At 66.0% G+C, this 26,867-nt stretch carries 27 protein-coding genes and 1 tRNA gene; 14 read left to right on the top strand and 14 right to left on the bottom strand.

Annotated features, from left to right (window positions below; genetic code table 11):
- Window positions 1–396: 396 nt before the first annotated feature.
- The 3 genes from U1737_RS10845 to U1737_RS10835 form a co-directional block, all read right to left on the bottom strand.
- Window positions 397–1,728: an RluA family pseudouridine synthase gene (locus tag U1737_RS10845; protein WP_332796785.1), complete on the bottom strand. Its 1,332-nt coding sequence runs from the start codon at window positions 1,726–1,728 to the stop codon at window positions 397–399.
- Window positions 1,725–2,099: a fluoride efflux transporter CrcB gene (gene crcB, locus U1737_RS10840; protein ID WP_332796784.1), complete on the bottom strand. Its 375-nt coding sequence runs from the start codon at window positions 2,097–2,099 to the stop codon at window positions 1,725–1,727. The genes U1737_RS10845 and crcB overlap by 4 nt, the downstream gene beginning before the upstream one ends.
- Before the next feature lie 330 nt (window positions 2,100–2,429).
- Window positions 2,430–3,158 (bottom strand): hypothetical protein, encoded by a 729-nt coding sequence (locus U1737_RS10835; RefSeq protein WP_332796783.1) that lies wholly within the window; start codon window positions 3,156–3,158, stop codon window positions 2,430–2,432.
- Window positions 3,159–3,410: 252 nt separating this feature from the next.
- On the opposite strand from U1737_RS10835, the gene U1737_RS10830 reads away from it, so the two are divergent.
- Window positions 3,411–3,632: a hypothetical protein gene (locus U1737_RS10830; RefSeq protein ID WP_056052052.1), complete on the top strand. Its 222-nt coding sequence runs from the start codon at window positions 3,411–3,413 to the stop codon at window positions 3,630–3,632.
- An 80-nt stretch (window positions 3,633–3,712) separates the two neighbouring features.
- On the opposite strand, the gene U1737_RS10825 is transcribed toward U1737_RS10830, so the two are convergent.
- From U1737_RS10825 to U1737_RS10815, 3 genes are all read right to left on the bottom strand, one after another.
- The gene (locus tag U1737_RS10825; protein ID WP_248522633.1) at window positions 3,713–4,312 is read right to left on the bottom strand and encodes a glycine zipper 2TM domain-containing protein; all 600 of its coding nucleotides are present in this window, start codon (window positions 4,310–4,312) and stop codon (window positions 3,713–3,715) included.
- Between the two features lie 112 nt (window positions 4,313–4,424).
- A complete protein-coding gene (locus tag U1737_RS10820; protein WP_332796782.1) occupies window positions 4,425–4,853 on the bottom strand; it encodes an OsmC family protein in 429 nt (142 codons plus the stop codon).
- A gap of 106 nt (window positions 4,854–4,959) precedes the next feature.
- Window positions 4,960–5,265 (bottom strand): glycine zipper 2TM domain-containing protein, encoded by a 306-nt coding sequence (locus U1737_RS10815; RefSeq protein WP_131583811.1) that lies wholly within the window; start codon window positions 5,263–5,265, stop codon window positions 4,960–4,962.
- Window positions 5,266–5,484: 219 nt separating this feature from the next.
- On the opposite strand from U1737_RS10815, the gene U1737_RS10810 reads away from it, so the two are divergent.
- On the top strand, window positions 5,485–6,123 hold the full coding sequence (locus tag U1737_RS10810) for a trimeric intracellular cation channel family protein (RefSeq protein ID WP_187503526.1): 639 nt from the start codon (window positions 5,485–5,487) through the stop codon (window positions 6,121–6,123).
- A gap of 253 nt (window positions 6,124–6,376) precedes the next feature.
- Here U1737_RS10810 and U1737_RS10805 read toward each other — a convergent pair whose 3' ends face one another.
- Both U1737_RS10805 and sppA read right to left on the bottom strand, forming a co-directional pair.
- Complete coding sequence (locus U1737_RS10805; protein WP_332796781.1) at window positions 6,377–6,961, bottom strand: GNAT family N-acetyltransferase; 585 nt, start codon at window positions 6,959–6,961, stop codon at window positions 6,377–6,379.
- Window positions 6,961–8,910 (bottom strand): signal peptide peptidase SppA, encoded by a 1,950-nt coding sequence (sppA, locus tag U1737_RS10800; protein ID WP_332796780.1) that lies wholly within the window; start codon window positions 8,908–8,910, stop codon window positions 6,961–6,963. The genes U1737_RS10805 and sppA overlap by 1 nt, the downstream gene beginning before the upstream one ends.
- A gap of 495 nt (window positions 8,911–9,405) precedes the next feature.
- Here sppA and groES point away from each other — a divergent pair, with 495 nt between their 5' ends.
- The 6 genes from groES (at window position 9,406) to U1737_RS10770 (ending at window position 14,504) form a co-directional block, all read left to right on the top strand.
- The gene (gene groES / locus U1737_RS10795) at window positions 9,406–9,693 is read left to right on the top strand and encodes a co-chaperone GroES (RefSeq protein ID WP_056052039.1); all 288 of its coding nucleotides are present in this window, start codon (window positions 9,406–9,408) and stop codon (window positions 9,691–9,693) included.
- A gap of 99 nt (window positions 9,694–9,792) precedes the next feature.
- Window positions 9,793–11,436: a chaperonin GroEL gene (gene groL, locus U1737_RS10790; RefSeq protein ID WP_332796779.1), complete on the top strand. Its 1,644-nt coding sequence runs from the start codon at window positions 9,793–9,795 to the stop codon at window positions 11,434–11,436.
- Between the two features lie 198 nt (window positions 11,437–11,634).
- Complete coding sequence (locus U1737_RS10785; protein WP_282580497.1) at window positions 11,635–12,204, top strand: Uma2 family endonuclease; 570 nt, start codon at window positions 11,635–11,637, stop codon at window positions 12,202–12,204.
- A 291-nt stretch (window positions 12,205–12,495) separates the two neighbouring features.
- Window positions 12,496–13,524, top strand: a complete 1,029-nt coding sequence (locus U1737_RS10780; protein WP_332796778.1) for a sigma factor-like helix-turn-helix DNA-binding protein — start codon at window positions 12,496–12,498, stop codon at window positions 13,522–13,524.
- 43 nt (window positions 13,525–13,567) lie between these two features.
- Window positions 13,568–14,026: a hypothetical protein gene (locus U1737_RS10775; protein ID WP_248522640.1), complete on the top strand. Its 459-nt coding sequence runs from the start codon at window positions 13,568–13,570 to the stop codon at window positions 14,024–14,026.
- Between the two features lie 22 nt (window positions 14,027–14,048).
- Window positions 14,049–14,504: a helix-turn-helix domain-containing protein gene (locus tag U1737_RS10770; RefSeq protein ID WP_248522641.1), complete on the top strand. Its 456-nt coding sequence runs from the start codon at window positions 14,049–14,051 to the stop codon at window positions 14,502–14,504.
- A gap of 36 nt (window positions 14,505–14,540) precedes the next feature.
- Here the strand turns inward: U1737_RS10770 and U1737_RS10765 are convergent.
- Window positions 14,541–14,614: transfer RNA gene (locus U1737_RS10765), tRNA-Gly, on the bottom strand.
- 118 nt (window positions 14,615–14,732) lie between these two features.
- Here U1737_RS10765 and U1737_RS10760 point away from each other — a divergent pair.
- Window positions 14,733–16,040 (top strand): methyltransferase family protein, encoded by a 1,308-nt coding sequence (locus U1737_RS10760; protein ID WP_332796777.1) that lies wholly within the window; start codon window positions 14,733–14,735, stop codon window positions 16,038–16,040.
- Between the two features lie 113 nt (window positions 16,041–16,153).
- Here U1737_RS10760 and U1737_RS10755 read toward each other — a convergent pair whose 3' ends face one another.
- The 3 genes from U1737_RS10755 to U1737_RS10745 form a co-directional block, all read right to left on the bottom strand.
- On the bottom strand, window positions 16,154–17,527 hold the full coding sequence (locus tag U1737_RS10755) for a glutamate--cysteine ligase (protein WP_332796776.1): 1,374 nt from the start codon (window positions 17,525–17,527) through the stop codon (window positions 16,154–16,156).
- 90 nt (window positions 17,528–17,617) lie between these two features.
- Window positions 17,618–18,388, bottom strand: coding sequence for a 16S rRNA (uracil(1498)-N(3))-methyltransferase (locus tag U1737_RS10750; RefSeq protein ID WP_248522644.1), 771 nt, complete (start codon window positions 18,386–18,388; stop codon window positions 17,618–17,620).
- A gap of 237 nt (window positions 18,389–18,625) precedes the next feature.
- Entirely contained in the window at window positions 18,626–18,787 is a 162-nt protein-coding gene (locus tag U1737_RS10745; RefSeq protein WP_248522645.1) for a hypothetical protein, read from the bottom strand.
- Between the two features lie 83 nt (window positions 18,788–18,870).
- Between U1737_RS10745 and ubiA the strand changes: the two genes are divergently transcribed.
- The 4 genes from ubiA to U1737_RS10725 all read left to right on the top strand — a co-directional run bounded on the left by ubiA (window position 18,871) and on the right by U1737_RS10725 (window position 23,243).
- Window positions 18,871–19,812 carry a 4-hydroxybenzoate octaprenyltransferase gene (gene ubiA / locus U1737_RS10740; RefSeq protein ID WP_332796775.1) on the top strand — a complete coding sequence of 314 codons (942 nt, stop codon included), beginning with the start codon at window positions 18,871–18,873 and terminating at the stop codon, window positions 19,810–19,812.
- 9 nt (window positions 19,813–19,821) lie between these two features.
- Complete coding sequence (locus U1737_RS10735) at window positions 19,822–21,168, top strand: TldD/PmbA family protein (RefSeq protein WP_332796774.1); 1,347 nt, start codon at window positions 19,822–19,824, stop codon at window positions 21,166–21,168.
- Between the two features lie 46 nt (window positions 21,169–21,214).
- Entirely contained in the window at window positions 21,215–21,979 is a 765-nt protein-coding gene (locus U1737_RS10730; protein WP_248522972.1) for a 3'(2'),5'-bisphosphate nucleotidase CysQ, read from the top strand.
- A gap of 424 nt (window positions 21,980–22,403) precedes the next feature.
- A complete protein-coding gene (locus U1737_RS10725) occupies window positions 22,404–23,243 on the top strand; it encodes a hypothetical protein (RefSeq protein ID WP_248522648.1) in 840 nt (279 codons plus the stop codon).
- Window positions 23,244–23,596: 353 nt separating this feature from the next.
- Here the strand turns inward: U1737_RS10725 and U1737_RS10720 are convergent, their stop codons facing one another.
- Both U1737_RS10720 and U1737_RS10715 read right to left on the bottom strand, forming a co-directional pair.
- Window positions 23,597–24,304 carry a hypothetical protein gene (locus U1737_RS10720; protein ID WP_248522649.1) on the bottom strand — a complete coding sequence of 236 codons (708 nt, stop codon included), beginning with the start codon at window positions 24,302–24,304 and terminating at the stop codon, window positions 23,597–23,599.
- 5 nt (window positions 24,305–24,309) lie between these two features.
- Window positions 24,310–25,521, bottom strand: a complete 1,212-nt coding sequence (locus U1737_RS10715) for a toxic anion resistance protein (protein WP_332796773.1) — start codon at window positions 25,519–25,521, stop codon at window positions 24,310–24,312.
- A gap of 148 nt (window positions 25,522–25,669) precedes the next feature.
- Here U1737_RS10715 and U1737_RS10710 point away from each other — a divergent pair, with 148 nt between their 5' ends.
- Window positions 25,670–26,683: a zinc-binding alcohol dehydrogenase family protein gene (locus tag U1737_RS10710; RefSeq protein WP_332796772.1), complete on the top strand. Its 1,014-nt coding sequence runs from the start codon at window positions 25,670–25,672 to the stop codon at window positions 26,681–26,683.
- Window positions 26,684–26,867: the final 184 nt, after the last annotated feature.

The following is a 26,867-nucleotide window of genomic DNA, read 5'->3' as shown; positions in this document are numbered from 1 at the left end:
GGCATGAGCCGTGGCCGTGAGCTAGATGCAAAGCGTTAGCGCAACCGCACCACCCATGTTCCCCCGCGGACGCGGGGGCCCAGCTAAGTACCGACAGCGCCCCTCACTCCTGGACCCCCGCCTTCGCGGGGGAACAGCCTGTGCTGATAAGCTGCGTCCAACCAATCCACCCCGGCGAAGGCCGGGGCTCAATTGGGGGACGTCGCTAACGGAGGAAAGCGCTCCATTATGCCGACCTTCCCAATTGGGCCCCGGCCTCCGCCGGGGTGGTGCATGCGTTTAAACCCTTACCTTATCCATCGTCGCTCTCCCTCTCCCCTCGGGGGAGAGGGAAGGGGCCCGCGGCCGCTTGGCCGTGGGAAGGGCGAGGGCACGCGTCAGCCGGCAGGCCTCAGATCACCGGGTCCCAGGACCACTCCGCGGCCCAGGCTTCCCGGCACCACCCGGACGACCCCGCCCGGCCGGCTTGGCGCCTTCAACCCGAGGTCCACTCCGCGGTGCGCCGAACTTCGACCCGGCCCCCGTCCTGGGGCCCCCCGTCTTCGGCGCACCCGTCCTGGGCGCACCCGTCCTGGGCGCACCCGGCTTGGCGCCCGGCTTCTTCTCCTCGACAACCCCACGCCCGCGCCGCTCACCCTTACGCTCTTTCCGAACAGACTTCGCGTGCGCCTTCGCCCGCGATTTCATCTGCTCGCGCGTCGGCGCGGTCTTCTCGTCGAGCACCAGGTCATCGCCCAGCTTCTCCTCGAAGCCCAATTGCTTGAGGCTCTCGGCGAAATGCGTCGGCAGCTCGGCGGTCACGTCGATCGACCCGCCATCCGGATGATCCACCTTGATCCGCCGCGCATGCAGATGCATTTTCCGCGAAATGCCGCCGGTCAGGAATGCCGCCGCGCCGCCGTACTTGCCGTCGCCGACGATCGGATGCCCGATCGCCGCCATGTGCACGCGTAACTGGTGCGTGCGGCCGGTGAACGGCTGCAACTCGACCCACGCCGCGCGGTTGCCGGCATGCTCGATCACCCGGTAGCGGGTCCGCGCCGGCGCGCCCTCGGCCTCGTCGACGTGCATCTTCTCGCCGCCAGTGCCCGGCTGCTTCGCGATCGGCAGCTCGATCATGCCGTCCTCGATCGACGGCACGTCGACCACCAGCGCCCAATAGACTTTCCGCGCAGTCCGCCCCGAAAACGCCTTCGCAAAGAACGCCGCCGCGCGCGACGTGCGCGCCACCAGCAGCGCGCCCGACGTATCCTTGTCGAGCCGGTGGACCAGCTTCGGACGCCCTTCATTGTCGTACTGGAGCGCGTCGAGCAGCCCGTCGACATGCTGCGTCGTCTTGGTCCCGCCCTGCGTCGCGAGGCCCGGCGGCTTGTTTAGCACGAACGCCTGGAAATCCTTGTGGATGACCATGCCCTGCGCAAGCTCGGTCTCTTCGTCGGACAGGATCACGCGTTCGCGGACGCGCTTGGGCTTGTCCGGGTCGGCAGTGGCCTTGTCGGCCTCGGCGGGCGGCACGCGCAGCATCTGGCCCGCCGCGATCCGGTCGCCCGGGGTCGCGCGCGCGCCGTCGACGCGGAGCTGCCCGGTGCGCGCCCACATCGCCACCGTCGTGTAGCTCGTATCGGGCAGATGCCGCTTGAACCACCGGTCGAGCCGGATACCGTCATCGTCGAACCCGACGTTGAACTCGCGGAAACCCGTATCGCTATCGCTTTTGCCCGCAGTCATGCGACGGCCCTTACTGCGGAGAGACCCGCGAACAACGCGGCGATCGAACCGATCACCGACACCAAAACATACCCGAACGCGACGCCGAATGCGCCGCGTTCGATCATCGTGACGACCTCCAGCGAGAACGCCGAAAAGGTCGTAAATCCCCCAAGCACGCCAACCGCGAGCAGCAGGCGCCAGTGCTCCGACGCGTCGTTCCGCGCCAGCACGCCGACCAGCACGCCCATCAGCAACCCGCCGACGATGTTCACCGCCAGCGTCCCGAAGGGATAGTCCGGCCCGAGCAGCGCGGTCGTCGCGCTACCCGCCAGATAGCGCGCGCCGGAACCGACCGCACCACCGACCATGACGTAGAGAAGGGGAAGCATCCCCGCGCCCTAGCGTGAATCGGGGAAAACGGAAAGGTGCGGTTGGGGAGGGGGCGATGCACCCTCGCCTCGGTCTGAGATCACCGTGCGAACCCTATCCCGAATTGTATCCCCGCGAAGGCGGGGACCCAGCCTGGGCTCCCGCCTTCGCGGGAAAACAACGAAAGGGAGGGAGAGTCACTCCAACACGTCACCACCCCGGCGAAGGCCGGGGCCCAATTGGAGAGGTCGCAGTAACGAAGGACTGCGCTCAGTTAGCGACGTTCCCCAATTGGGCCCCGGCCTCCGTCGGGGTGGTGCGCCTGGGTAAACGCAATTTCGCGAAACTGCTCACCGCCCGGCGTTGGAAACCATATCCACATCGCTCCCGCCACCGGCCCGCGCCGTCACATACACCACATAGGCGTCGTTCCTCCGAACCCCGCCCAGCACATGCTGCCTGCCGTCCGTGCTGTGCCCGGCCGAATACCCCGCCGCCCGCGCCTTCGTGAAATACCAGTCGAGCATCTTCTGCATCGGCGCAGCACTCGCGAAACTCACCACGCGTAAGCGACAGCCGTCCCGATCCGCCCCCGCAGCCTCGGTCAACCGCGCCGCCGGATACAGCGGCAGGTCCGCCGGCAACCGGTTCGCCCACCCCGCCGAATAACCGATCTTCTGCGCACACGCCCCTGCGTCGGGCGTCTTCTGCCGCTCCGCCAGCGCGCCCAGCGTCAGCGTGCCGTTCGCCGTCTTGCACTCGGGGCAATCGTTCGACGGCGCCGGCGCGCGCTGCAACGTCTTCGGGTCGATCGGATCGGCCTTCAGCGGCCCCTCGGGCGGCACCGCGCCGCCCTCGAGGCGCGTCGGTGGCCGCACCGCATCGGTGTTGGACGATTGGGTCAACCGAGGGTCGACCATGATCTGCCCGCCCAGCGCCGACGTCAGCGCCGGATCGCGCACGGTGCCGTTGGTCAGCTCGGCATCGAGGCTGTTGAGATCCTGCTGGTCGCTCGAGGACCGGTTGCAGGCGGCCAGCGCGAGCGGGAGGAGAAGGGCGGAGCGCAGGGGAAAGGTCATCACCCGCATCCTATGCGCGAACGACGGTGAAGAAAGCGTTTTCCGCCCACCTCCGATCCTCCCCCGCCAGGGGGGGGTGGCTGGCACTTGCCAGACGGAGGGGGAGGTAAGGGAAACCGCTGTTGCGTGTCCGCCCCCTCCGTCACCTTCGGCGACACCTCCCCCTGGCGGGGGAGGATCGTAAGAACACGCTATCCCTCCCCACGAACCCAACGTCTTGCCCGAACCGCCGCGACTCGCCATGTTCTCTGCATGTTGAACATCGTCTCGATCCTCATCGGCCTCGTCACCCTGGTGCTCGGCCTCGTCGCCTTTATTCCGCTGCTCGGCTGGATGAACTGGCTCGTCATCCCGATCGGCATCGTCGGCGCCGCGGTCGGCGCGCTCTCGTCGAGCAGCGGCGGCCGCAACCTCAACATCGTCCTCATTATCATCTTCGCGCTCCGCCTGAGCCTCGGCGGCGGCATCATCTGACGCAAAACGGCCCGGCGTTTCCACCGGGCCGTTTCAATGCCTAAACACCCCCCCGGCGGGGGAGGGTTATGAGTTAGCCCTCAACGGCAGCGCACGTTGCCCCGGTCGATCGACGACCCCAGCACCGCGCCACCGCCCGCACCGATCAGCGTGCCGAGCAACTGCGAACCACCGCTCGAGATGATGTTGCCGAGCGCGCCGCCGGCTAGACCGCCTACGATCAGCCCCGTCGTCCCGTCGTTGCGACGGCAATAATAGCGCCCGTTACCGCCGCGATAGATGCGGTCGTTCCGGCCGAGGCGACGCTCCTGGTAATAACGCCCGTCGCGGTAATAGCGGTCGGCGAGATAGCCACGCTGGCCCCGCTCGAAGCGGTTATAGTCGTAGCCGCGATACTGTTGCCAGTTGCGCCCGTCATTGCGGCGGTCCTGACGGATGTCGCGAACATCGCCCCGGCGATCCTGCCGTGCGTCACGCACGTCTTCTCGATATTCGCGCCGTGCATCACGCACGTCACCCCGTGAGTCCGCATTACGGAGGTCGCGGCGATAGTCGCGCTGCGCGTCGCGGACTTCGTTGTTGTACTCGCGATTGGCGCCCCGCACGGTCGACTGCGCGCCGACCGGAATTGCGCCGAACGCGGTGGCGGCAAGGGCTGCTGACAATATGGCAATACGCATGATCTCTCTCCCAAATGCTGTGCGTACTGAACGGCCGGCCGATGCGGGGGTTGCGTGAACCGCAAACTACGTCGCATTCAGCCGGCCGACAGGTATCTGAGATCAGGCGCTTTTATGCGGCCAGATTATGCTCCAGCGTGATCTCGGCGTCGAGCACCTTCGACACCGGGCAGTTCGCCTTGGCATCCGCGGCGATCGCCTCGAACTCTTCCTTCGAGATGCCGTCGACCTTGGCATTCAGCGTCAGCGCCGACTTGGTGATCTTGAACCCGTCGCCGTCCTTGTCGAGCGTCACCTTGGCGGACGTCTCGAGCGTCCCCGCCTCATAGCCCTTGCCCGCGAGCGCGAAGCTCAGCGCCATCGTGAAGCACGACGCATGCGCCGCCGCGATCAGTTCCTCGGGATTGGTGCCGGGCTCGTTATCGAACCGCGTGTTGAAGCCGTAAGGGCTGTCGGACAACACGCCCGACTGCGTCGAGACATGGCCCTTGCCGCTCTTGCCGAGGCCTTCATATTTTGCCGAACCGCTGCGTGTGGTCATGATGGGTCCTTTCGGGACATGAAAAAAGGCGCCGTGGTTCCCCACGACGCCCGTCTTCAACGCACCACCCGCAAAATGGCGGCGCGGTTTTTTTAGTAGCGTTCTTTTAGCGGCAACGACGATTGTTGTTGCTGGTGCCCTTGTCGATCGCGCGGCCGGCGAGGCCACCGAGGACTGCGCCACCGAGCGTGCCGACCGTGCGGTCGCCGCGGGTGTCGACCGTGCGGCCGAGCAGGGCGCCGCCGACGCCGCCGATGATCGTGCCGGTCGTGCCGTTCGACTTCTTGCAGTAGACGCGGCCGTCGCGACCACGCCATTCGCGACGATCGCGCGCGTCTGCGGCCGAAACCGGGATCAGGACGGTCGGCAGGACCATCGCGCTGCAGCCGAGTGCCAGGATGAACTTACGCATGTTTAACTCCCTAGTGAATTGATCTGCTGGTGTAACGATGTGACTATACGGCGAGTTGCATGAACCGAAAACAACGTCGCGTTCATCGATGCGTTTGGTTCCGCGGCGATCGGGCGGTGAACGTGGAAATGCCCCGGATCGGCCACAGGATGATCACAGGACGGGCTCCATGGAAAAAGCCGGGTTACCGATCCGCGATGTTTCGCTAAGTCGCTGGGGATGCTTCCGCACACGCTGATCCCGCCCGTCCTGCCCGCGACCGGGCCGTGGTTCGATATCGCGGGGCTCGCGGTGTTCGCTGCCTCGGGCGCGCTGGCCGCCGCGAAACGCGACCAGACCTTCGTGACGGTCGTCTTCTTCGCGCTGATCACCGGCGTCGGCGGCGGCACGGTGCGCGATCTTCTGATCGGCGCGCCGGTGTTCTGGATCCGCGACGCGCGTGCCGCCAGCGTATGCCTGGTGATGGCGCTGCTGATCTGGACGACGCCGGGCCGCTGGTGGCGCGAGGAGGCGCTCGGCTGGTTCGACGCGGTCGGGCTGGCGGCCTATGCGGTGTACGGCGCGGCCAAGGCGCTCGGCTACGGCGTGCCCCCGGTCCCCGCCGCGCTGATGGGGGTGATGACCGCCTGCGTCGGCGGCATCATCCGCGATGTGCTGGCCGGCGAACCCTCGATCCTGATGCGTCCGGAGCTTTACGTCACCGCGGCGGCACTGGCGGCGGCAAGCTATGTCGGGCTGGTGCTGCTAGGCGTTCCCAACGCGTGGTCCGCGGTGATCGCCGCCAGCGCGGGCTTCACCCTGCGCGCCGCCGCGATACGCTACCATTTGGCACTGCCGTCCTACGGCGGCCGTCGCTAACCCCGCATTCTCTAAAAGCATGTGTCCCCGCGAAGGCGGGGACTCTGGGGTCCCACCTTCGCGGGAGAACGAGAGGGGCGCCCCACGCCACATCCATCCCCAACTCAAAACCACTCCGGCGAAGGCCGGGGCCCAATTGGGCAACATTGCCAACGGAGCGCTACGCCGAGTTACTCCGGACGCACCAATTGGGCCCCGGCCGCCGCCGGGGTGGTTGCCCTACCGGCATCGCACCGCCAATCACGACAGCACGCTACCCGCGCACAACCCCCACATCCGCAAACCGCTTCGGCTCGACCGGCGGCACCGCAGGCTCGTTCAGCTCGCACTGCCAATGCCCGACATCGATCCACTGCCCGTTCTTGTACCCGACCTCGCGATACACCCCCGCGCGGCGAAACCCGACCGCCTCGTGCAGCTTGATCGACGAATCGTTCGGCAACGCGATCGCCCCGATCGCCTGCGTGAACCCCTGGGCCCGCAGCGTGTCGATCAGCGCCTCGTACAACAGCCGCCCCGCGCCCTGGCGCTGCGCCGCATCCGCGACATACACCGTGGTCTCGCACGCGAACCGGTACGCCTCGCGCTTGTGGAAAGGCGCGGCATAGGCATAGGCCAGCACGCCGCCTTCGGGCCCGACCGTCGCGACCAGCCACGGGTACAGCCCGTCCGACGCCGCCATCCGCGCCCGCATCTGCCGCGCATCCGGAGCCTCGGTTTCGAACGACACCGTGCCGACCAGCACGTGCGGCGCATAGATCGCGGCGATCGACGCGGCATCCTCGGGCCGCGCGGCCCGGATCACGATCCCGCCGCCATTGCCCGAAGTGGCCACCATCAGAAGCCGATCCGCGCCAGCAACAGGTCGAGCAGCTTCGCATCGCCGATGCCCGCCGTCGTCGGCCCCATCCCGCCACACTCCAGGCAGCGCGCTTGGATCGAGCCTGAGGTCGCCAACCGCTTCATGTCGCCGACTGCGCGCGCGAGCATCTGGCGGCGGTCCGCGGCGACGTGTGCGAACGCATCGCCGCCCCCTGCGTCGTCGTCCGAACCGTCGTTGCCGAAATCCTGCGCGATCGTCGCGAGGAAACCCGGCTTCTTCTCCAGATACTCGGCATGCACCTTGGCGGGATCGAGCTTGGCACGCTTGGCCGCCTCGTCGATCGCGTCCTTGAGCGTCCCGAACCGGTCGACCAGCCCGATCTGCCGCGCGGTGCCGCCATCCCAAACGCGCCCCTGGCCGATCTCGTCGACCCGCGCCGGAGTCATCTTCCGCGACGCGGCGACGCGGCTGATGAACTCGCGATAGCCATTCTCGATGCCCGCCTGCGCGATCGCGTCGAACATCGGCGTGGTGCCGCCGACGATATCGGGCTGGCCCGACAGCGGCGTGGTCTTCACGCCGTCGCTGGTCACGCCGATCTTGGCGAGTGCGTTCTCGAAGGTCGGGATCACGCCGAAGATCCCGATCGAGCCGGTGATCGTACCCGGTTCGGCGAAGATCACGTCAGCCGGCGTAGACACCCAGTAACCACCGCTCGCCGCCAAACCGCCCATCGACACCACGATCGGCAGCTTCTGTCGCTTGGCCTCCAGGATCGCGAGCCGGATCTGCTCCGACGCCAGCACCGAGCCGCCCGGTGAATCGACGCGCACGACCAGCGCCTTCAGATCCTTCTTGGCAAGCCCGTCGAGCACCGCCTTCTCGATCGTCTTGCCGGCCGCCTTGCCGGGGCCGCTCTCGCCGTCGACGATCTCGCCGGCGATCGTCAGCACGCCGATCGCGTCGCCTGCGGTCGGCAGCGGGTTCGCTTTCACCCAGGCATCGTATTTGATCGTGTTGAAATTGCCCGCGGGCTTCTTGTCGTCGGACCCGGCGATCTCCGCGACGCGTCGCCCGAACGCGGTCCGGTCGCCGAGCTTGTCGACGATGCCGGCACGCAGATTGGCCTGCGCGATGTTGCCGTTCGCGGCGATGATCACCTTGTCGGGCGCGCTCATGAACTGCGCGATCTGCGCCTTGGGCCGTGCCTTGGCGACGGCCTCGCGCCACTGCGAGAACAGCGTGCCGTACAGCGCGGTGCTCGCCGCCTTGGCGTCCTCGCTCTGGTCGGCGCGCGTGTAGGGCTCGACGAACGACTTGTAGCGGCCGACGCGGTAGACGTGCGCGTTGACGCCGAGCTTGTCGATCAGGCCCTTGTAATAAAGCTGGTTGCCGCCCGGACCCATGAAGATCGTGCCGCCCAGCGGATTGACCCAGACCTCGCTGGCGTTGGCCGCGAGGCGGTAGCCGCCATCGGTGTACGCGGTCGCATAGGCGAGCACCGGCTTGCCGCTCGCGCGCACCCGCGCCAACGCATCGCCGACTTCTCCCAGCGCCGCGGGATACGCGCCACCGAAGCTGTCGAGATCGAGCACGACGGCCTTCACCCGCGCATCGGTTCTCGCCGTGTCGATCGAGCGGACCACGTCGCGCAGGCGGAACTGGCGAGTCGTGTTCTGCCCCGACAGCGCGGCGAACGCGGCCTGCTCCTCGGGCTGCTCGACGATCGAGCCGTTGAGGTCGAGCACCAGCGCGCCGTCCTTGATCGCCGTGGTGCTCTGCCGCGCATTGAGCGCGGCGAAAATCAGGCCGAAGAACAACAGCATCGCGATCAGGACGAGCGCATCCTTGATCGCCACGAGGAACTTCCACACGCCCCGCACCAGCCGCCATTTGCGGCGAGGCCGCGTCGGGTCGGTGTAGGACGGGCGGGGGGCGTAGGACGGCGCTGCGGTATCGGTCATGGGACGAGAGCTAGAGCATGCGCGGACCGACGTAAATGGCCTGTGTTACGAGGCCAACACAGGGGTGGTTCTAGTTCCTAAGCCCACCCCGAGCGGCACGCAGTTCCCCTCCCGCCTGCGGGAGGGGTTAGGGGAGGGGCGTCCCAAAAACGCCCCGCCTCGGAAAAGTCCCTCCCCCGACCCCTCCCGCAAGCGGAAGGGGAGCAGAAGCAAAGGTTCGCTCACTCCGTGTTCTCCTGCGAACGCAGGAGCCCAGGATCACAAGCGCCGCCCTAGGTAACCCTGGCATCCTGCGTGCGCAGGAGAACGACATTGCATTAGCAGTGCGGTCCGCCACCCCCCTCAGCCACGACGCCCGAAACCCAAGCCCGCCCGAAAAATTTTCACCCGCGCAACCTTTGACATGCCGCACCACGAGGCACATATGCCGTCCGTTGGCACTCGGGTCCCCTGAGTGCCAGAAATCTGTCACAATCCCAAAAGGACATGGACCCCATGAACTTTCGTCCGTTGCATGATCGCGTGCTGGTGAAGCGCCTCGAAGCCGAAGAGAAGACGGCTGGCGGCATCATCATCCCCGACACCGCCAAGGAAAAGCCGCAGGAAGGCGAAGTCGTCGCCATCGGCACCGGCACCCGCGCCGAGAACGGCACGATCACCCCGCTCGACGTCAAGACCGGCGACAAGATCCTGTTCGGCAAGTGGTCGGGCACCGAGGTCAAGGTCGACGGTGAGGATCTGCTGATCATGAAGGAATCCGACATCCTTGGGATCGTCGGCTAACCACCTTCTCGTCACCCCAGCGGAAGCTGGGGTCTCCCAATTACTGCAAGACCCCAACGTTCGCTGGGGTGACGCAAAAATTCTGAAAGGGCAGCTGACATGGCTTCCAAGGACGTAAAATTCGGTCGTGACGCGCGTGAGCGCATCCTCCGCGGCGTCGACATCCTCGCCGACGCAGTCAAGGTGACCTTGGGCCCCAAGGGCCGCAACGTCGTCATCGACAAGAGCTTCGGCGCACCGCGCATCACCAAGGACGGCGTCACCGTCGCCAAGGAGATCGAGCTCAAGGACAAGTTCGAGAACATGGGTGCGCAGATGCTGCGCGAAGTGGCCTCGAAGACCAACGACATCGCCGGTGACGGCACGACCACCGCGACGGTTCTGGCACAGGCCATCGTTCGCGAGGGCATGAAGTCGGTTGCAGCGGGCATGAACCCGATGGACCTGAAGCGCGGCATCGATCTCGCCGTCGTCAAGGTCGTCGAGGACGTCAAGGCGCGCTCGAAGCCGGTTTCGGGTTCGAAGGAAGTGGCGCAGGTCGGCATCATCTCGGCAAACGGCGACCGTGAAGTCGGCGAGAAGATCGCCGAAGCCATGGAGAAGGTCGGCAAGGAAGGCGTGATCACCGTCGAGGAAGCGAAGGGTCTCGAATTCGAGCTCGACGTCGTCGAGGGCATGCAGTTCGACCGCGGCTATCTGTCGCCGTACTTCATCACCAACCCCGAGAAGATGACCGTCGAGCTTCAGGATCCCTACATCCTGATCCACGAGAAGAAGCTGTCGAACCTGCAGGCGATGCTCCCGATCCTGGAAGCCGTCGTTCAGTCGGGTCGTCCGCTCCTGATCATCGCCGAGGACATCGAGGGTGAGGCTCTGGCCACGCTCGTCGTCAACAAGCTGCGCGGCGGCCTGAAGGTCGCAGCGGTCAAGGCACCGGGCTTCGGCGATCGTCGCAAGGCGATGCTCGAGGACATCGCGATCCTGACCAAGGGCGAGATGATCTCGGAAGACCTCGGCATCAAGCTCGAGACCGTCACGCTCGGCATGCTCGGCACCGCCAAGCGCGTCACGATCGACAAGGACAACACCGTTATCGTCGACGGTGCTGGCGATCACGACACGATCAAGGGCCGCACCGAAGCGATCCGCCAGCAGATCGAGAACACGACCAGCGACTACGACAAGGAGAAGCTTCAGGAGCGTCTCGCCAAGCTTGCCGGCGGCGTTGCCGTCATCAAGGTCGGTGGTTCGTCCGAGGTTGAGGTCAAGGAGCGCAAGGACCGCGTCGACGACGCGCTGCACGCAACCCGCGCAGCCGTCGAAGAGGGCATCGTCCCCGGTGGTGGTACGGCGTTGCTGTACGCGACCAAGGCCCTCGACGGCCTGACCGGTGCGAACGAGGACCAGACGCGCGGTATCGATATCGTGCGGAAATCGCTGACGGCTCTGGTTCGCCAGATCGCGCAGAACGCAGGTCATGACGGTGCGGTGGTTTCGGGCAAGCTGCTCGACGGCAACGACACGTCGATCGGCTTCAACGCCGCGACCGACACCTACGAGAACCTGGTGGAAGCCGGCGTGATCGATCCGACCAAGGTCGTCCGCACCGCGCTGCAGAACGCAGCATCGGTCGCAGGCCTCCTGATCACGACCGAAGCGGCCGTGAGCGAAATGGCCGAAGACAAGCCCGCCATGCCCATGGGCGGCGGCGGCATGGGCGGCATGGGCGGCATGGACTTCTGATCTTGGACCGGGCCAGCGAAGGCTGGCCCGGACACAAGATCAGAACGGCCGGCGGGCTGGCGGCGAAGCCACCAGTCCCGTCCGACGAAAAGGGCCGGCTTCACCGGTCCTCCGTTCCAAACAGACGACCAAAGCAAAGGGCCGGGGAGCAATCCCCGGTCCTTTGTTTGTCCGCCCGAAGGGTATACCCTGCCACCCATGGCTGCAGTCCGTCTAGATCCCGCCTATCGCCGAGTCGAAGTCGATGAATTCCTCGACATGGATTTCGGCGGCGCGAAGGCCGAGCTCGAAGACGGACTGATCTACATCATGGCGGGTGGAAACGAGGTTCACGCCCGTATTGCCGCCAATCTTCTGGCATATTTCCACCCCAAGCTCCGTGGCACCGGCTGCCGCCCCTACGGCTCCAACTTCGCCACCCGCACCGGCGAGCGGTCGATACGATTTCCCGACCTCAGCATCTACTGCAACAACCCTTCGGCCCCTGGCAACGACCGCAAGAAGCTTCTCGGCGACCCACAGGTCGTGTTCGAAGTGCTTTCGCCGTCAACCTCCTCCTACGACCAGAAGGTCAAGCTCGAGGAGTACCGCCAGCTCGACGGCACTCGCGAGATCGTACTGGTCGACCCGACCGACGAACGCATCCGCCTCGTCCGGCGCACGCCGAGCGGCGGCTGGACCGACGACTGGCTTCCGGACCGTGCCGATGTCCTTTTGCCGTCACTCGATCTCACCATCCCGCACGCCGAAATCTTCGCCCGGGACTAACGCCTGCCATTTCTTTATCGGACTTTCTCAAGGGCTGCAGGGAGTGTCGCCAGCGGCGCGATAGGATGTCCCAAGAGCCACGCCATCACATGCGAACGCCGGCTTCCAGGCGATCGCGCTGGGCGACGCGAGCCATAGTCCGGTCAGTTTGTTCCCACATCGAGCGCGATCTGGCTGTCTGGCACCGGGACTTTCCTCCAATCTCAGCACCCTGCGCGATCGTCCCGCAGAGCGTGCATCTTGATGCAAGTGAAAGGTGCAACCCAGGCGAGTTCGCGCTACCATCGCGCCATGACCGCAGAACGCATCGAGCAGTTGACCGAGGCCCAGCGCGCCTGCCTGCGACTGGTGCTGACGCATCACAATTCGAAGGAGATCGCGGCACGGTTCAACGTGTCGCCTTCGGCGATCGACAAGCGGATCGAGCGTGCGGTCCAGGTTCTTGGCGTTGGCACTCGGTTCGAGGCTGCGCGCCGTCTTCAGCAGCATGAGCACGGTAGCCCGGTGACATTTGACGGGACAGCCGACGGGGGAGCCGGCGGGGCGGCTGGCTGGGGGGGGGCAAGACCGGGACCAGGCGGTCGGCGAGACGGCGGTGCAGGCCGTTCCGATGCGCCGCCCGCGGCATACGAACGTCTCCCATCCGAACCATTCGACATTCCCAATCCCCCAATTGTCCGGGCAGACAGTGCGGCGACCGGGCCGTGGGGGCTTGTTCGCCGCTTCCTGGGACTGTCCCAGGGCAGTGGTTCGATGGGAGAGGCGCGCAACCGGGTTTCGGTCGGCGACCGGCTCGTCAGACTGATCGGACTCATGGGCCTGATCGCTGTCACGTCGATGGCGATCGTGAACATGGCAATGACGCTGACCAGCCTGTTGCGAGCGAACCGGGGGAACACGGCTCCCATGCACGGTGCCGTAACGCCGGCGCCAACGGGGAGAGTTTCGATGCTGAGACAGCGACGCGACGCCACCAATGCGGTGACGACGATATTCTTGAAGGCGGAGGCTGCGGTCGACCAGGCGGCTATGTTGGCGGCATCATGCGTGTCGACGCTGTTACAGCAGCGTGTAGCCGCCAACCTTCCGGTGGGGACGGGCACGGCGGCGTTGCAAATGGTCTCGCAGGCATCGTTCGATATGATCAATGCGCGTCAGCGCTTCGTCGAAGCGCACCGGGCGCTGATCGATGTCCGTCACGACATCGGGCTGGGCCAGTTCTACGGCTATGGCGATACGGCGGAATGTCCGCCCAACGAGGGTGTGCTTGGCGGAATTTCGCTGGGCGACGCTCCACCCCGCTTGGCAGCAGTCGCCTGAACGACCGGTTTCGGTCCAACCTCGCCGGTTTGGGAGCTATGCGTTGGATCGAGTCTGGGCGTTTTATGCAATTCAACTGGCCGCGTCCGGCTACGCGCTGTGGCGTGGGGGAGCGCCGGAACGGCTGACCGGCTTGGCGTTGCTTATAGCGGCAGCGTCGACCGGTATCCTCCAACGGGATATTCCCTCGCTCTTCTCGGGGTTGGAAATCGGCGTGATGATCGTCGATCTGCTGTTGTTGGCGACGATGATCGCGATCACGTTGCATGCCGATCGGTTTTGGCCGGCCTGGGTGACGGCGCTGCATGCGTTGGGATCAGGCGCGCATCTGGCAAAGGCGGTCAGTCCCGACGTCATTCGGCTCGTCTATGCCGTGCTCGCGGCCGCGTGGAGTTATCCCATCGTCCTGGTGCTCGTGATCGGCACGCTCAGGCATTCGCAACGGATCCGGGCGCGCGGCTGGGATCTCGACTGGAGTCGGCAGGACCCGACGCTCGGCTAATCGCTTTTCGGAAAAGAGGCTCATGAACCACGCACTCTCCACCGCGCCGGTGCTGGCGCCGCTCATCGCCCCACCGGGGAGCCAGATCGTCGCTATGCCGATCTCACTGCCGCGGAACGTCGGGCATCCTACGCTACCGTCGCAGGCAATACTCGTGCAGGTCGCGCGGCGCCTGTACGAAGTGCGCCAGTTGCGGGATACGCTTCTTGGCGGAACGCTCTTTTCCGAACCCGCCTGGGACATCCTGCTCGACTTGTTCATCTCGGATCACGAGGGGCGCCGGCTCAGCGTATCGGCGGTCTGTATCGGTGCCCGGTCGCCTTCCGCCACCGCGTTGCGCTATCTATCGATCCTGCAGGACGCCGGACTGGTCGAACGCACGCGCGACGAACGCGACGGTCGCCGTTCGCACGTACAGCTGACGGTGTCGGGTCAGCGGCGCATGGCGACGTTGTTGAGCCGCCTGACGACGCCGTGAAGATTTTCCGTATGGGGTGTCGCGAACGGGACTAATTGGAGCGGGTAACGGGAATCGAACCCGTGTATTCAGCTTGGAAGGCTGCTGTACTACCATTGTACTATACCCGCCCGGCACGCTTGAGCGAGCGGTGGAACTAGCGTCGCAGAGCGCACTGCGCAAGCGTCCGTGTGGTCGCACCCAAACATGCTTCATGCCTTCATTACCTTATTGCGCTAGGCCGCCGGCATGGATCACGACCCAGCGATTGCCGTTCCTGCCACGACTGATCCCCGACCGAAGTCGGCGGTCAGCCACGGCGCCGGCTTGGCCGGGCTCGCCGGCGTGCTCGCCTGGATCGGCATCGCGCGGCATTTCGGCATGGACGGGCCCTATTCGGCGCTGATCAACGTCGCCGCGTGCGGCGCACCGATGATCGTCTGGTCGCTGCTCGTCGATAAAGTCCATCTGAGCACAAGTACTGGTATCGACTGGTCTGCGGGCAACCCCTGGCGTGATACGTTGGACCTCAGTTTGACCAAGCTGGCCGGGCTATGGGCAACTTGGGCAGCGATCGCGGTGATTTATGGCGCCGGACGTTTCTACTGGCAGGGCAATTTCGCGTTCGCGATGTGGTGCTTCACCAATGCCGCACCGATCCTGTTCGTCGCCTCCATCCCATACGTGCTCTGGATCGACCGCTATCTGGTCGAGCCGCGTGACGGCGCGTGGCATCTCGGGGCTTGGATGACGGGGCAGGCGGGCGTCGACCATGAGGCGATCTATGGCCATCTGCGCGCGTGGGGCGTGAAGACCTTCTTCCTCGCCTTCATGCTCGCGATCGTCCCGCCGGGGTTCGGCGACTTCGTCCGCGGCGATGTCGCATCCGTGCTCCGCGATCCGGTCGCGTTGGCGAGTTGGCTGGTGACGCTGATGTTCCTGATCGACGTGGCGTTCGCAACGGTCGGCTATCTTCTCACCTTCCGCCCCCTCGATTCACACATCCGCAGCGCCAATCCGTTCGCGGCGGCGTGGATGCCCGCGCTGATGTGCTATCCGCCGTTCATTCTCATGACCACGGGCGGCCCGCTCGATTACCATCCCGGCACGTCGGACTGGGCCTACTGGTTTCAGGGCCATCCAATCCTGCTGACCCTGATCGGTGCGGTGCTGGTCGGACTGACCGCGATCTATGCGTGGGCGACAATGGCGTTCGGCCTCCGCTTTTCGAACCTCACCAACCGCGGCATCCTGACACACGGGCCGTATGCGATCTCGCGTCATCCGGCCTATCTGTCAAAGAACCTGTTCTGGTGGATCTCGACGATCCCGGTCCTGACGTTCGGCAGCATGGTCGACGCGGCGCGCGCGACGCTGCTGATGGCAGCGGTCAGTGGCGTGTATTACTGGCGCGCCAAGACAGAGGAGCGACACCTGAAGCTCGACCCGGACTACCGCGTCTATTTCGACTGGATGTCCCGCAACGGCCTAGTGCCGCGCTTCTTCGCGAAGCTGCGGGGGCAAGGGGAGGCGACCACATCCAAGCCGTCACCCTGACGAAAGTCCGGGCCCAGAGCCACGAATGGCGGCGTTCGTAACGCTGGATCCTGACTTTCGTCAGGATGACGGATGAGGTGGTCGGCTACCGCACGCCCGAAGCGACAAGCGAGTTAGAAGCTCGATTCGTCGTACACCTTCGAGACGTCGCCACCCCAGGCCCCGTGATACTTCTCAAGCAACACCTCCGCCGGCACCTTGCCGCTGCGAACGATCTCACGCAGCGGATCGAGGAAGCCGCTTTCGTTGTCGCCAGCCCGGTTGAACCGCGCCCGCGCCGTCAGCCCGGCCCCGGCAATGTCGAGCGCTTGGCCCGCGATGTCGCGCAGCTTGCCGCCGCCCGCGATCGGCGCGTCCAGCCCCAGCTTCGGCACCGCATCGCGCAGCGCCTGACGCTCGTCGATCGTCCAGTCCTTGACCAGATCCCACGCCGCATCGAGCGCACCCTGATCGTACAGCAGCCCGACCCACAAGGCCGGCAGCGCACAGATCCGGTTCCACGGCCCGCCATCGGCACCGCGCATCTCGAGGAACGTCTTCAACCGAACCTCGGGGAACGCGGTCGAGAGATGATCGGTCCAGTCGTCGAGCGTCGGCTTTTCCCCCGGCAACACCGACAATTCGCCCTTCAGGAAGTCGCGGAACGAGAGGCCAGCGGCGTCGATATATTTACCGTCGCGGTAGACGAAGTACATCGGCACATCGAGCGCGTACTCGGCGTAGCGCTCGTACCCGAAGCCATCCTCGAACACGAACGGCAGCATGCCGGTGCGGTGCGGATCGGTGTCCGACCAGATATGGCTGCGATACGACAGCATGCCGTTGGGCCGCCCTTCCGTGAACGGCGAGTTCGCGAACAGCGCGGTGGCGAGCGGCTGGAGCGCGAGGCCGACGCGGAATTTCTTCACCATGTCCGCCTCGGACGCGTAATCCAGGTTCACCTGGATCGTGCAGGTCCGCAGCATCATGTCGAGGCCCATGCTGCCGACGCGCGGCATGTGCCGCAGCATGATCGCATAGCGCCCCTTGGGCATGATCGGCAGTTCGGCCCGCGTCTTGTCCGGCCACATGCCGAGCCCGAGGAAACCGATCCCGAGCTTCTCGCCCGCAGCCTTCACCTGTTCCAGGTGACGCCCGGTTTCGGCACACGTCTCGTGCAGGCTATCGAGCGGCGCGCCGGAGAGTTCGAATTGGCCCGCGGGCTCCAGGCTGATGCTGCCGTCGGGACCCGACATGGCGATCGCGTTGCCGCCCTCCATGACCGGCTTCCAGCCATATTGCTCCAGCTCGCCGAGCAGCGCGCGGATGCCGCTCGGCTCGTCATACGAAGGCGCATGGTGATCGCCGTTCGCATAGACGAACTTCTCATGCTCGGTGCCGATCCGCCACGCATCCTTCGGCTTCTCGCCGCCCGCGAAGCTAGCGATCAACTGGTCGCGCGACTCGATCGTCGGGCTGAACTTTTTCGGAGCTGGAATCGTCGTCATCGCCGCGCCTTACGCGGCGATGAACGTGCCCGCTAGAGGGGATTCGGACCAATCGGTAGGTATTGCGCCGCAGCCCGTTATCCCGCCCCCTTATCTGTCCCCGCCACCCGCCTCGTTGCCGCGCCAGTCGCCCGCCGCCGCCATCCACAACGCGACCGCAGCGCCCGCCGCGGTTTCCGCTCGCAGGATGCGCGGCCCGAGCCCGATTCCAACCGCTTGCGGATGCGCGCGGATCGCCTCGCGCTCGTCGGCATCGAAGCCACCCTCAGGCCCGATCAGGATCGCCGCCGGGCCGGGCCGCGTGCGCATCGCCTCCAGAGCGGGCACGCCGCCGGTCTCGTCGGCGAAGAACAGCGCGCGGTCTTCAGGCCAGTCGCGGAGCAATGCGGCAAACTTCACCGGTTCGGTCACCTCGGGCAGCGCGGTGCGCCCGCATTGCTCGGCCGCCTCGATCATCTGCGTGCGCAGCCGCTCGGTATTGGGCTTGTCGACGATGGTGCGGCGCGTGACGACGGGCTGCAGGCGCGCGACGCCGAGCTCGCACGCCTTCTCCGCCATCCAGTCGACCCGGCTCTTCTTGAGCGGTGCAGCGCACAGCCATAGATCAGGCACGTCCTCGCGCGGTCGCAGCAATTCGGTGACGTCGAGCACGAGGTCGCGCTTGCCGACGCTCGACGCGACGCCGAGCCATTCGCCGGTGCGATCGTCGAACAGCTTCACCGGATCGCCGATCTTCATACGCATCACGCCTGCGAGATAATGCGCGGCGGGGCCGTCGATGTGGAGCGGGCCGTGCGCGAGGAGGCGATCGACGAAAAGGCGCGGCGTGGATTGCGGCGGCCAGGCGGGGGTTGCGGGCATAACTCGCCTCTAGCAAATCCTCCCCGGCACGGGGAGGGGGACCAGCGCAGCTGGTGGAGGGGGGCTTCCGCGAAGTTAACGGCGGCGTCCGGGGCGTTAACAGAAGCGGCACTTGCGAGGCTCTCCGCTACCAGCGGAACGCTCGCGGTGATCCCCCTCCACCCTTCGCCGATGGCGAACGGTCCCCCTCCCCGTGCCCGGGAGGATTTTAGGAGGGGCCTCTCCGGGAAGCGGCGTTCAGCGTTTGCGCCGCACCCACATCTTCCGCGCCACCACCCACGCAACAACCAAAACCACGACGCCGAGGATCAACACCCCGGCAACCGCCCCCGCGACGCGGAAAATACCCCAGAACAACGCCTCGACGAAGCGGCCGACCGCGACCGAAAGGCCGATCATGCGAGAGGGTCCGAACGCGCCACTCCGCCGACCCTAGCCGGCAAAGACTTGCGCGCCAAACCCCGTCTTCCTACGCCTCCGCCATGCAGACCAAGCCGAGCCACGCGGAAATCGTCCCCGACAGCGAACACCGAGGGCTGGTCGGTCGTCTCCCGCCCACTCTCCGCGGCCTCGCGCTGCTCGCGCGTTTCGACCGCCCGATCGGTTGGTGGCTGCTGTTTTGGCCCGGTGCGTGGGGCGTCGCGCTGGCCGGTGGCGCGGTGCAGCGCTGGGACCTGATCCTCTGGCTCCTCCTCGGCAGCATTGCGATGCGCGGCGCAGGGTGCGTGTTCAACGACATCGTCGACCGAGACCTTGACGCGCAGGTCGCCCGCACCCGCGCACGCCCGATTCCCAGCGGCCTCGTCTCGATCAAGCTCGCCTGGATCTGGCTCGTTGCGCTCTGCCTGATCGGCTTTGTAGTTCTCCTGCAACTCACCTTCTTCGCCGCGATCGTCGCGCTCGCCAGCCTCGCGCCGGTCGCCGCCTACCCCTTCATGAAGCGCATCACCTGGTGGCCGCAGGCATGGCTCGGCATCGTCTTCTCCTGGGCATTGTTGGTCGGCTGGAGCGACATCGCCGGCGCGCTCGATACGCCGATGTGGCGGCTCTATGCCGGCTCGATCGCGTGGGTGATCGGCTACGACACGATCTACGCGCTACAGGACCGCGAGGACGACGCGATGATAGGCATCCGCTCGTCTGCCCTCCGCATGGGCAGCCACGTAAAGGCCGGCGTCGGTGCCTTCTACGTTACCGCCGTCGCTCTATGGGCCGCAGCGTTCTGGCAAGTCCGCCCCGATCCGCTCGCGATCGCCGCACTCGTCCCCGTCGCGCTTCACCTAGCCTGGCAGGTCGTCACCCTAAAACCCGACACGCACGACGGCGCCGGCACCGCAGCACTCGCCCGCTTCCGCGCGAACCGCTTCGCCGGACTGCTCATGTTCCTCGCCTGCGTGGTTGTCGGCACGAGCCTGCATCCTTAAGTCGCTGCTATGCTGACCCCAGACCAAGCCCGCGACCGCGCCCACGACATCGTCCAGCGCGCGAGGGCGGCGGGCGCCGACGCCGCCGACGCGGTCTTCGCCGCCGACGCCGCGCTCGACGTGTCGATCCGCCTCGGCAAACTCGAGGACATCGGCCGTTCCGAAAGCGAGGATTTGGGCCTTCGCGTGTTCGTCGGCCAGCGCTCCGCGAGCGTCTCCACCTCCGACCTGTCGACCGCCGCGATGGACGCACTCGTCGAGCGCGCGGTGGCAATGGCGCGTGAAGCCCCCGAGGACCCCTGGGCCGGCCTAGCCCCCGCCGATCGCCTGCTCCACGGCATCGTCCCGATGCTCGGTCTGGACGACGGCGGCGAAGCCAGTCCCGAGCAACTCCGCGACGCCGCCCTCGAAGCCGAAGACGCCGCCCGCGCCGTCCCAGGCGTCTCGAACAGCGAAGGCGGCGGCGCCAGCGCCTCGCGCAGCGTCTGGGCGCTCGCCACCAGCCACGGTTTCGCCGGCGCCTATGCCGCGACCGGCTACGGCGTGTCGGCCAGCGTCCTGGCAGGAGAGGGCGGCGGTATGCAGCGCGATTACGCGCACAGCAGCGCCCGTCTCCGTGCGCATCTCGAAGCGCCCGACGCGATCGGCCGCCGCGCCGGCGAACAGGCCGTCGCACGCCTGAATCCTGGTCGCCTCGTCAGCGGCCCCACCACGATCGTCTACGATCGCCGCGTCGGCGGATCGCTGGTCGGCCATATGCTCGGCGCGATCTCCGGCCAGGCGATCACGCGAAAGACCAGCTTCCTGCTCGATTCGCTCGGCAGCCAGGTGTTCGCGCACGGCATCACGATCCGCGACGATCCGCACCGCCCGCACGGCCTGCGCTCGCGCCCGTTCGACGGCGAGGGCCTTCCAGTCTCGCCGAGCGAGATCATCGAGAACGGCATGCTCGAACGCTGGCTGCTCGACTCCGCCTCGGCACGCCAGCTTGGCCTCGAACCCACCGGCCACGCCGCCCGCGGGGTCGGCGGCGGCCCCGGCGTGGCGACCAGCAACGTGTTCATGGAGCCGGGCCATGTCCCGCTCGAAACGCTGATCGCCGACATCGCATCGGGCGTCTACGTTACCGAACTGATGGGCGGCGGCGCGAACGGCGTGACCGGCGACTACAGCCGCGGCGCCGCCGGCTTCAGAATAGAGAACGGCCAGATCACCACGCCGGTCGCGGAGTTCACGATCGCGGGCAACGTCAAGGACATGTTCCTCGCGATGACGCCCGCCAACGATCTCGAATTCCGCTACGGCGTCAACGTGCCGACCCTGCGCGTGGAGGGCATGACGGTGGCGAGTGGCTGATCCGCGCCGCCGCGGGCCGGAACGGTCGCCGGAATGGCTGCGCGCGATGGCCGACGCCGTCGCGAAGATCGCCATGGAGGCCGGCGCGATGGCGCACGACCGCTTCGACACCGATTTCCAGCGCTGGGAAAAGACCCCCGGTAGCCCGGTCTGCGAGCTCGACATCGCGATCGACCGGATGCTCAAGTCCCGCCTGTCGACCCTGCTGCCCGAAGCCGGCTGGCTGTCCGAGGAAACCGCCGACAACGGCGACCGCCTCGCGCACGACCTGCTCTGGGTGGTCGACCCGATCGACGGCACGCGCGACTATATCCGCGCGCGGCCCGGCTGGTGCGTTTCGATCGCGCTGGTCGACCGCGGCCGCCCGGTGATCGGCATCCTCGACGCCCCCACGCGCGACGAGCACTGGCGCGCCGTGGTCGGACAGGGCGCCACCCGCAACGGCGTGGCGCTCCAGACCGGCACCCGCACCGAATTCGCCGGCAGCCGCACCCCCGTCGACGCCCTCCCCAAAGCCGACCGCGACCTCGTCATGGTCCACAAACCCAACTCGATCGCACTCCGCATCGCCATGGTCGCCGCCGACGAAGCGGACCTCGTCGCCACCCTCCGTTGGGGCAACGAATGGGACATCGCCGCGGCCGTGCTGGTCGCGAGCGAGGCGGGGGCGACGGTGAGCGACGCGCTGGGCGCGCCGCTGGTGTTCAACAAACCACGGCCGCAGGCGTTTGGGGTGCTGGCCTGCATCCCGGGAATTCATGCCGCAGCCGTCGAGCGGTTAGCGCACCGGGCGCGCACAGTGCTGGGGTGACGACGATCATTGGGAAGGAAAGCGGACGTCAAACGTCGTCTGCTAGCCACGCGAAGAGCACATAGCCGCGAAAGAGGACGATCAGAATTATTCCTGCGATTACAGGACCGATGAAGGTCCGGCCGCAGTCGATGGGCGCTGTCATGCCTGATGCGAGGCTTCCTAGGCGAATGTCTACGATTGGGCGGAAGCAAAATGGCAGGGATGAAGAATAATATGATGTGCCCCTCCCGCGCGTCATCCCGGACTTGATCCGGGATCCAGAGCAACGAGCGGTGCCGTCCGAAACTCTGGATCCTGACTTTCGTCAGGATGACGGAATTGGGAGGATTGCCGAAAGCCCGCTTACGAGCGCAAAGACTAACTCGGTTCCAAGGCGCGGTAGCTGGTGCTCGTGTAGGGTGCGCGTCTATGTTACGAGGCCATGATCGACTTTCACGACACAATCGACACCATCAAACGGCATCTGGCTGACGGGTCGGACCGCTCGCTGACCTATGCCGCGCTCGAGTGCCGCCTTGCCATCGAGCGTATCTGCTATGACCGGCTGGCGCGAGCGCACGACTATATATCGCACGAGGAGGTTCGCCGCTGGCAGCCGCATCTCGTGATCAAGCTCCTCACAGAGGATGTCGATCCGCATGTCGCCTCCACCTACACGCTAAGCATCAGCACCCAGCCCGCCGTGGAAGGCGAAGACCTGACGAAAAAGGATTATGTTCCGGTCGGAACGCAGCAGGGCTTCAATGGCGCGCGCCTCGCCAAGCTCTGGAATGCCCTTTCGAATACCGCGCTGCATGTCTCGTTGCCAAAATCGAGCGATGTCGGTGTTACGCAATTTGGCAGCGCCGGCGCGATCCGCACCAAGGTCGAGCAGGCGCTGATCGAGCTCGAACGGATTGCGACCGGAACCATGACTTCGAACGGCTTCGGTCCTGGTGTCTCGTTCACCTGCGAATGCGGTCAACTCGTCAAGCGCCGCTCCGAGCAGCTGTCGGCCGGCAAGGTCGTCCATTGCATCAACCCAGCCTGCAACGAAAGCTACGAGGTCGAAATCGAGGGCGACAACATCAATTTCGGGGTCCGGGCGGTCTATTTAACCTGTAAGTGCGGCGAGGAACGCCGGTTCCCGAAGGCGCCCCTCGATAAAATGAGAGTGAACGAGATAGCACGCTCGCATTGCTCCTGCGGTGCCGAAACCATCTTTTGCTGGAAGCTTTTCAGCGCCGTTCGCGATCCCGATGCGACAAAAAGGGTGACCTAGGCTAGAAGCATCAATCAGCCCACCCGAACCGGCGTCTGCTTTCGCCCGGTCGAGTCCCAAAGCTGCCCGGCAGCTCCCGGCCCACATTACGGTCGCAGCATCACATCTGAAGCAACGTCCGCCCTAGGCGGCGCCGACGACAGCGCAGATAGCCGTCATTGTACGAAAACTAATGTTCTCGCGATCCAACGCCTTTGCCCTTTGTCCTGCTGGTCAAATGAAACTGGCCACAACGGTCGCACCGATACACTTTGAGCGGTACGCGTCCGACTCCCGCCACCACCAGCGCATCAGCCGCCGACACGAAGCGCGCCTTGCGGCGGCAGACGCTGAGCCGGGTGCGTTTCACCGGCTCACTCCTTGTACTTCATCTCCAGGAAGCGCCCTCGCGTCGACAGATTGTCGAGATCGCTCTGTGCCAGGCGCGCGGTCATTTCGCCGATTTCCTGTTCGATCAGTTTCAGCCCGTCGACCAGTTCGGCGTCGGGCGTGCGGCCGTTGCGTGGCGTAGTGCGCAGCGATGCCGGGACCTTTTCGTAATCCTTGACGAAGGCGGGCAATTGTTCGCCGATCAGTTTGCGCACGTCGACCGCTTCCTGCGTGTTTGCGTCGAGCGTCGCGAGTTGCGGCGTCAGCGTTTCGAGGCGCAGGCCGATCTTGTCGACCAAAGTCATCGCCGGCGCGGGGAGGGCGGGGCGCTGTGCCTCCAGCCAGCGTTCGGTCTGCGCGGGGAGGGCGCGGATGTCGACTGCGGCGAGGCGCTCGGGTGTCGGTGCGCGTTCCGCTGGCCAGACCGCGAATAGCACCGTGGCGGCGACCAGCAGTGCCATCACCAGCATCGCGCCACCTATCCCGAGCGGCACGATCCAGCCGATCACCATCGCCGCGATCAGGATCGCCACGTCGGCGACCGCGATCCGGGTCAGCCGCTTGCCGATCGCCTGCGTCTGCCTTGCCCGGCCCCGCGATGGCACGCGTGCGATGACGGTGCCCGTCCGGTCGTCGGAAATGCGCGACCAGGAGGCGCGGGCGCTGGCGATGGCGTCGTCGACTTCGCTCACGAGGGTTACATCGCCTCCAGCTTGAACGGGCTGGCGGAAGGTCCGCCGAGCTGGCCTTGGGTGGCCCCTTCAGCACGCGCGATATACCCGCGCGATTTGTCGACCTCGTTCGACAACGCGCCGACCGTCACTTTCATCGAATCAAGCGCCTTCAGCTTGAACACGTCGATCGCGTCCATCGTGTCGTAGATATTCTGGAACGCGCGTTGCAGCGTCTCCAGCGGGATCGTCGCCGACGCGGCCTGCTCGTGGATCTGCGCGGTCTGCGATTTGAGCAGCTTGCCGGTCGAATCGATGATGTTCGCGGTCGTCGTGTTGAGCGCGGTGATCTGCTCCAGCACCAGCTTCTGGTTGGTCAGCGCCTGCGCCACCGTCACCGCGGTGCGCAGCGCCGAGACGGTCGTGGTCGAGGCGCGATCGACGCCCTTCACCAGCTCGACATTGTTCTTCTTGACCAGATCGAGCGCGAGATAGCCCTGCACGGTGACCGCCATCTGCGTCAGCAGGTCCTGCGTCCGCTGGCGCGTGTAGAAGAGCGCGGTCTCGCGGATCGCCTTGGCCTTGGCGGGATCGCTGTGGTCGAGCTCGCCCGCGACATCCTCAAGCTTGGCGTCCATCGTCTTCGACAGATGGATCATCTGCTCCAGCCGACCCATCGCCGCCCACAGATTGGCACGCTCGGTATCGATCGCGGCATTATCCATCAGCAGCTCGTCCTTGCCCGAGCCGAGGCTCTTCAGGATCTGCGCGATGTGCGTCTGCGACGACTTATAGCCGTCGAAATAATTGCGCATCTTGCCACCGAACGGGATGATCCCGAACAGCTTCTGCGGCGCGGTGAGGTTGCCCTTCTTGCCGGGATCGAGATCCTCGACGACGCGGCGCAGCTCGGCGAGATCCTTGCCGACGCCGGTCTCCTGATCCATCGCCTTGACCGGGCGATCGAGGAAGCGGTTCGACTGGCCGGCGGCCTCGCGGATTTCCTTCGCGCCCATCGCGGTGATCGCATCGACCCGCTTGCCGAACTCCGGCGAATTGACGTCCTGCGCGACGAGATCGGTGACGAACCCCGACACGCGCTCCTCGAGCTGCGACTTCACGCTGGCGTCGACCGGTACCAGCCCGGCGGCCTTTGAGGCGGCCACGGTCGGCACCGGATCGGGCGGGGTCAGCACCAGGCCCGGCTCTTCGTTCAGCGTTTCGGGTGTCGTCGCCATGCGTTATCTCCGTTCGATGGGACATGGTGGCTGCAACCCGTCCCGCGTTCAAGTGGCATATATAGATAGCACACTGCTCTTGCCAACCGCGCCTTGAAACCAAGGGACGGCGTCGACAGCTTGGGGCCGACATCACAGGAGTTCCAGCATGCGCGCCATCGGCTACACCCAGTCGCTTCCGATCGACGATCCGCAGTCGCTCGTCGATCTCGACATCGCCAAGCCCGAAGCGACCGGCCGCGACCTGCTCGTCCAGGTGAAGGCGGTGTCGGTCAACCCGGTCGACACCAAGATCCGCCAGAACCGCGCCGATCCCGACGGCAAGCCGCAGGTGCTCGGCTGGGACGCGGCGGGCGTCGTCGTCGTGGTCGGCCCCGACGTGACCAAGTTCGCGGTCGGCGATGCGGTGTTCTACGCCGGCGCGATCGACCGGCCCGGCACCAATGCCGAATACCACCTCGTCGACGAACGGATCGTCGGCCACAAGCCGCAGTCGCTCGATTGGGCGCAGGCGGCGGCGCTCCCGCTGACCTCGATCACCGCGTGGGAGACGCTGTTCGACCGCCTCGACGTGCGCAAACCCGTGCCCGGTGCGGCCAACGCGATCCTGATCATCGGCGGTGCCGGCGGGGTAGGATCGATCACGATCCAGCTCGCGCGGCAGCTCACTGACCTGACCGTGATCGCCACCGCGTCGCGCGACGAGACGCGCGGCTGGGTTGAGGATTTCGGCGCGCATCACGTGATCGACCACCGCAAGCCGCTCGCTGAGCAGGTCGATGCGCTCGGGCTTGGCGCGCCGGCGTATGTGTTCTCGACGACGCATACCGACGAGCACATTACCGAGATCGCCACGCTGCTCGCGCCGCAGGGCCGCCTGGCGCTGATCGACGATCCCAAGACGCTCGACATCGCGCCGCTGAAACAGAAGTCGATCTCGGTCCACTGGGAGCTGATGTACACGCGCTCGCTGTTCCAGACCGCGGATATGGGCGAGCAGGGCAGGTTGCTCGACGAGGTCGCGGCGTTGGTCGATGCGGGGACGATCCGGACGACGCTTGCGGAGAATTTCGGGAAGATCGATGCGGTGAATTTGCGGCGGGCGCACGAGCGGATCGAGACCCATACGGCCAAGGGGAAGATCGTGCTCGAGGGATTCTGACACCGCCCTAGTCCTCCCTGCGCAGGCGGGAATCCCTACTGGCAAGCCGAGAGATAAAGTCGCCAGCCTCCTGAGAATATGGGTCCCCGCCTCCGCGGGGATGACTTGCAAGGGTGTGCACCACCCCGGCGAAGGCCGGGGTCCAATTGGGGGACGTTGCTAACGGACGGCGGCACGTCGTTAT

Source organism: Sphingomonas fucosidasi (assembly GCF_036663855.1).
In the GTDB taxonomy this organism is placed as follows: domain Bacteria; phylum Pseudomonadota; class Alphaproteobacteria; order Sphingomonadales; family Sphingomonadaceae; genus Sphingomonas; species Sphingomonas faeni_B.
Note: the sequence above shows the minus strand (reverse complement) of the source record. Positions and strands in the feature narration are given on the sequence as shown.

What these genes read in the sequence shown, in the direction of transcription:
- U1737_RS10845 (WP_332796785.1), bottom strand. Translation starts at nt 1,728, where the DNA reads ATGACTGCGGGCAAAAGCGATAGCGATACGGGTTTCCGCGAGTTCAAC.
- crcB (WP_332796784.1), bottom strand. Translation starts at nt 2,099, where the DNA reads ATGCTTCCCCTTCTCTACGTCATGGTCGGTGGTGCGGTCGGTTCCGGC.
- U1737_RS10835 (WP_332796783.1), bottom strand. Translation starts at nt 3,158, where the DNA reads ATGACCTTTCCCCTGCGCTCCGCCCTTCTCCTCCCGCTCGCGCTGGCC.
- U1737_RS10830 (WP_056052052.1), top strand. Translation starts at nt 3,411, where the DNA reads ATGTTGAACATCGTCTCGATCCTCATCGGCCTCGTCACCCTGGTGCTC.
- U1737_RS10825 (WP_248522633.1), bottom strand. Translation starts at nt 4,312, where the DNA reads ATGCGTATTGCCATATTGTCAGCAGCCCTTGCCGCCACCGCGTTCGGC.
- U1737_RS10820 (WP_332796782.1), bottom strand. Translation starts at nt 4,853, where the DNA reads ATGACCACACGCAGCGGTTCGGCAAAATATGAAGGCCTCGGCAAGAGC.
- U1737_RS10815 (WP_131583811.1), bottom strand. Translation starts at nt 5,265, where the DNA reads ATGCGTAAGTTCATCCTGGCACTCGGCTGCAGCGCGATGGTCCTGCCG.
- U1737_RS10810 (WP_187503526.1), top strand. Translation starts at nt 5,485, where the DNA reads ATGCTTCCGCACACGCTGATCCCGCCCGTCCTGCCCGCGACCGGGCCG.
- U1737_RS10805 (WP_332796781.1), bottom strand. Translation starts at nt 6,961, where the DNA reads ATGGTGGCCACTTCGGGCAATGGCGGCGGGATCGTGATCCGGGCCGCG.
- sppA (WP_332796780.1), bottom strand. Translation starts at nt 8,910, where the DNA reads ATGACCGATACCGCAGCGCCGTCCTACGCCCCCCGCCCGTCCTACACC.
- groES (WP_056052039.1), top strand. Translation starts at nt 9,406, where the DNA reads ATGAACTTTCGTCCGTTGCATGATCGCGTGCTGGTGAAGCGCCTCGAA.
- groL (WP_332796779.1), top strand. Translation starts at nt 9,793, where the DNA reads ATGGCTTCCAAGGACGTAAAATTCGGTCGTGACGCGCGTGAGCGCATC.
- U1737_RS10785 (WP_282580497.1), top strand. Translation starts at nt 11,635, where the DNA reads ATGGCTGCAGTCCGTCTAGATCCCGCCTATCGCCGAGTCGAAGTCGAT.
- U1737_RS10780 (WP_332796778.1), top strand. Translation starts at nt 12,496, where the DNA reads ATGACCGCAGAACGCATCGAGCAGTTGACCGAGGCCCAGCGCGCCTGC.
- U1737_RS10770 (WP_248522641.1), top strand. Translation starts at nt 14,049, where the DNA reads ATGAACCACGCACTCTCCACCGCGCCGGTGCTGGCGCCGCTCATCGCC.
- U1737_RS10760 (WP_332796777.1), top strand. Translation starts at nt 14,733, where the DNA reads ATGGATCACGACCCAGCGATTGCCGTTCCTGCCACGACTGATCCCCGA.
- U1737_RS10755 (WP_332796776.1), bottom strand. Translation starts at nt 17,527, where the DNA reads ATGACGACGATTCCAGCTCCGAAAAAGTTCAGCCCGACGATCGAGTCG.
- U1737_RS10750 (WP_248522644.1), bottom strand. Translation starts at nt 18,388, where the DNA reads ATGCCCGCAACCCCCGCCTGGCCGCCGCAATCCACGCCGCGCCTTTTC.
- U1737_RS10745 (WP_248522645.1), bottom strand. Translation starts at nt 18,787, where the DNA reads ATGATCGGCCTTTCGGTCGCGGTCGGCCGCTTCGTCGAGGCGTTGTTC.
- ubiA (WP_332796775.1), top strand. Translation starts at nt 18,871, where the DNA reads ATGCAGACCAAGCCGAGCCACGCGGAAATCGTCCCCGACAGCGAACAC.
- U1737_RS10735 (WP_332796774.1), top strand. Translation starts at nt 19,822, where the DNA reads ATGCTGACCCCAGACCAAGCCCGCGACCGCGCCCACGACATCGTCCAG.
- U1737_RS10730 (WP_248522972.1), top strand. Translation starts at nt 21,215, where the DNA reads ATGGCCGACGCCGTCGCGAAGATCGCCATGGAGGCCGGCGCGATGGCG.
- U1737_RS10725 (WP_248522648.1), top strand. Translation starts at nt 22,404, where the DNA reads ATGATCGACTTTCACGACACAATCGACACCATCAAACGGCATCTGGCT.
- U1737_RS10715 (WP_332796773.1), bottom strand. Translation starts at nt 25,521, where the DNA reads ATGGCGACGACACCCGAAACGCTGAACGAAGAGCCGGGCCTGGTGCTG.
- U1737_RS10710 (WP_332796772.1), top strand. Translation starts at nt 25,670, where the DNA reads ATGCGCGCCATCGGCTACACCCAGTCGCTTCCGATCGACGATCCGCAG.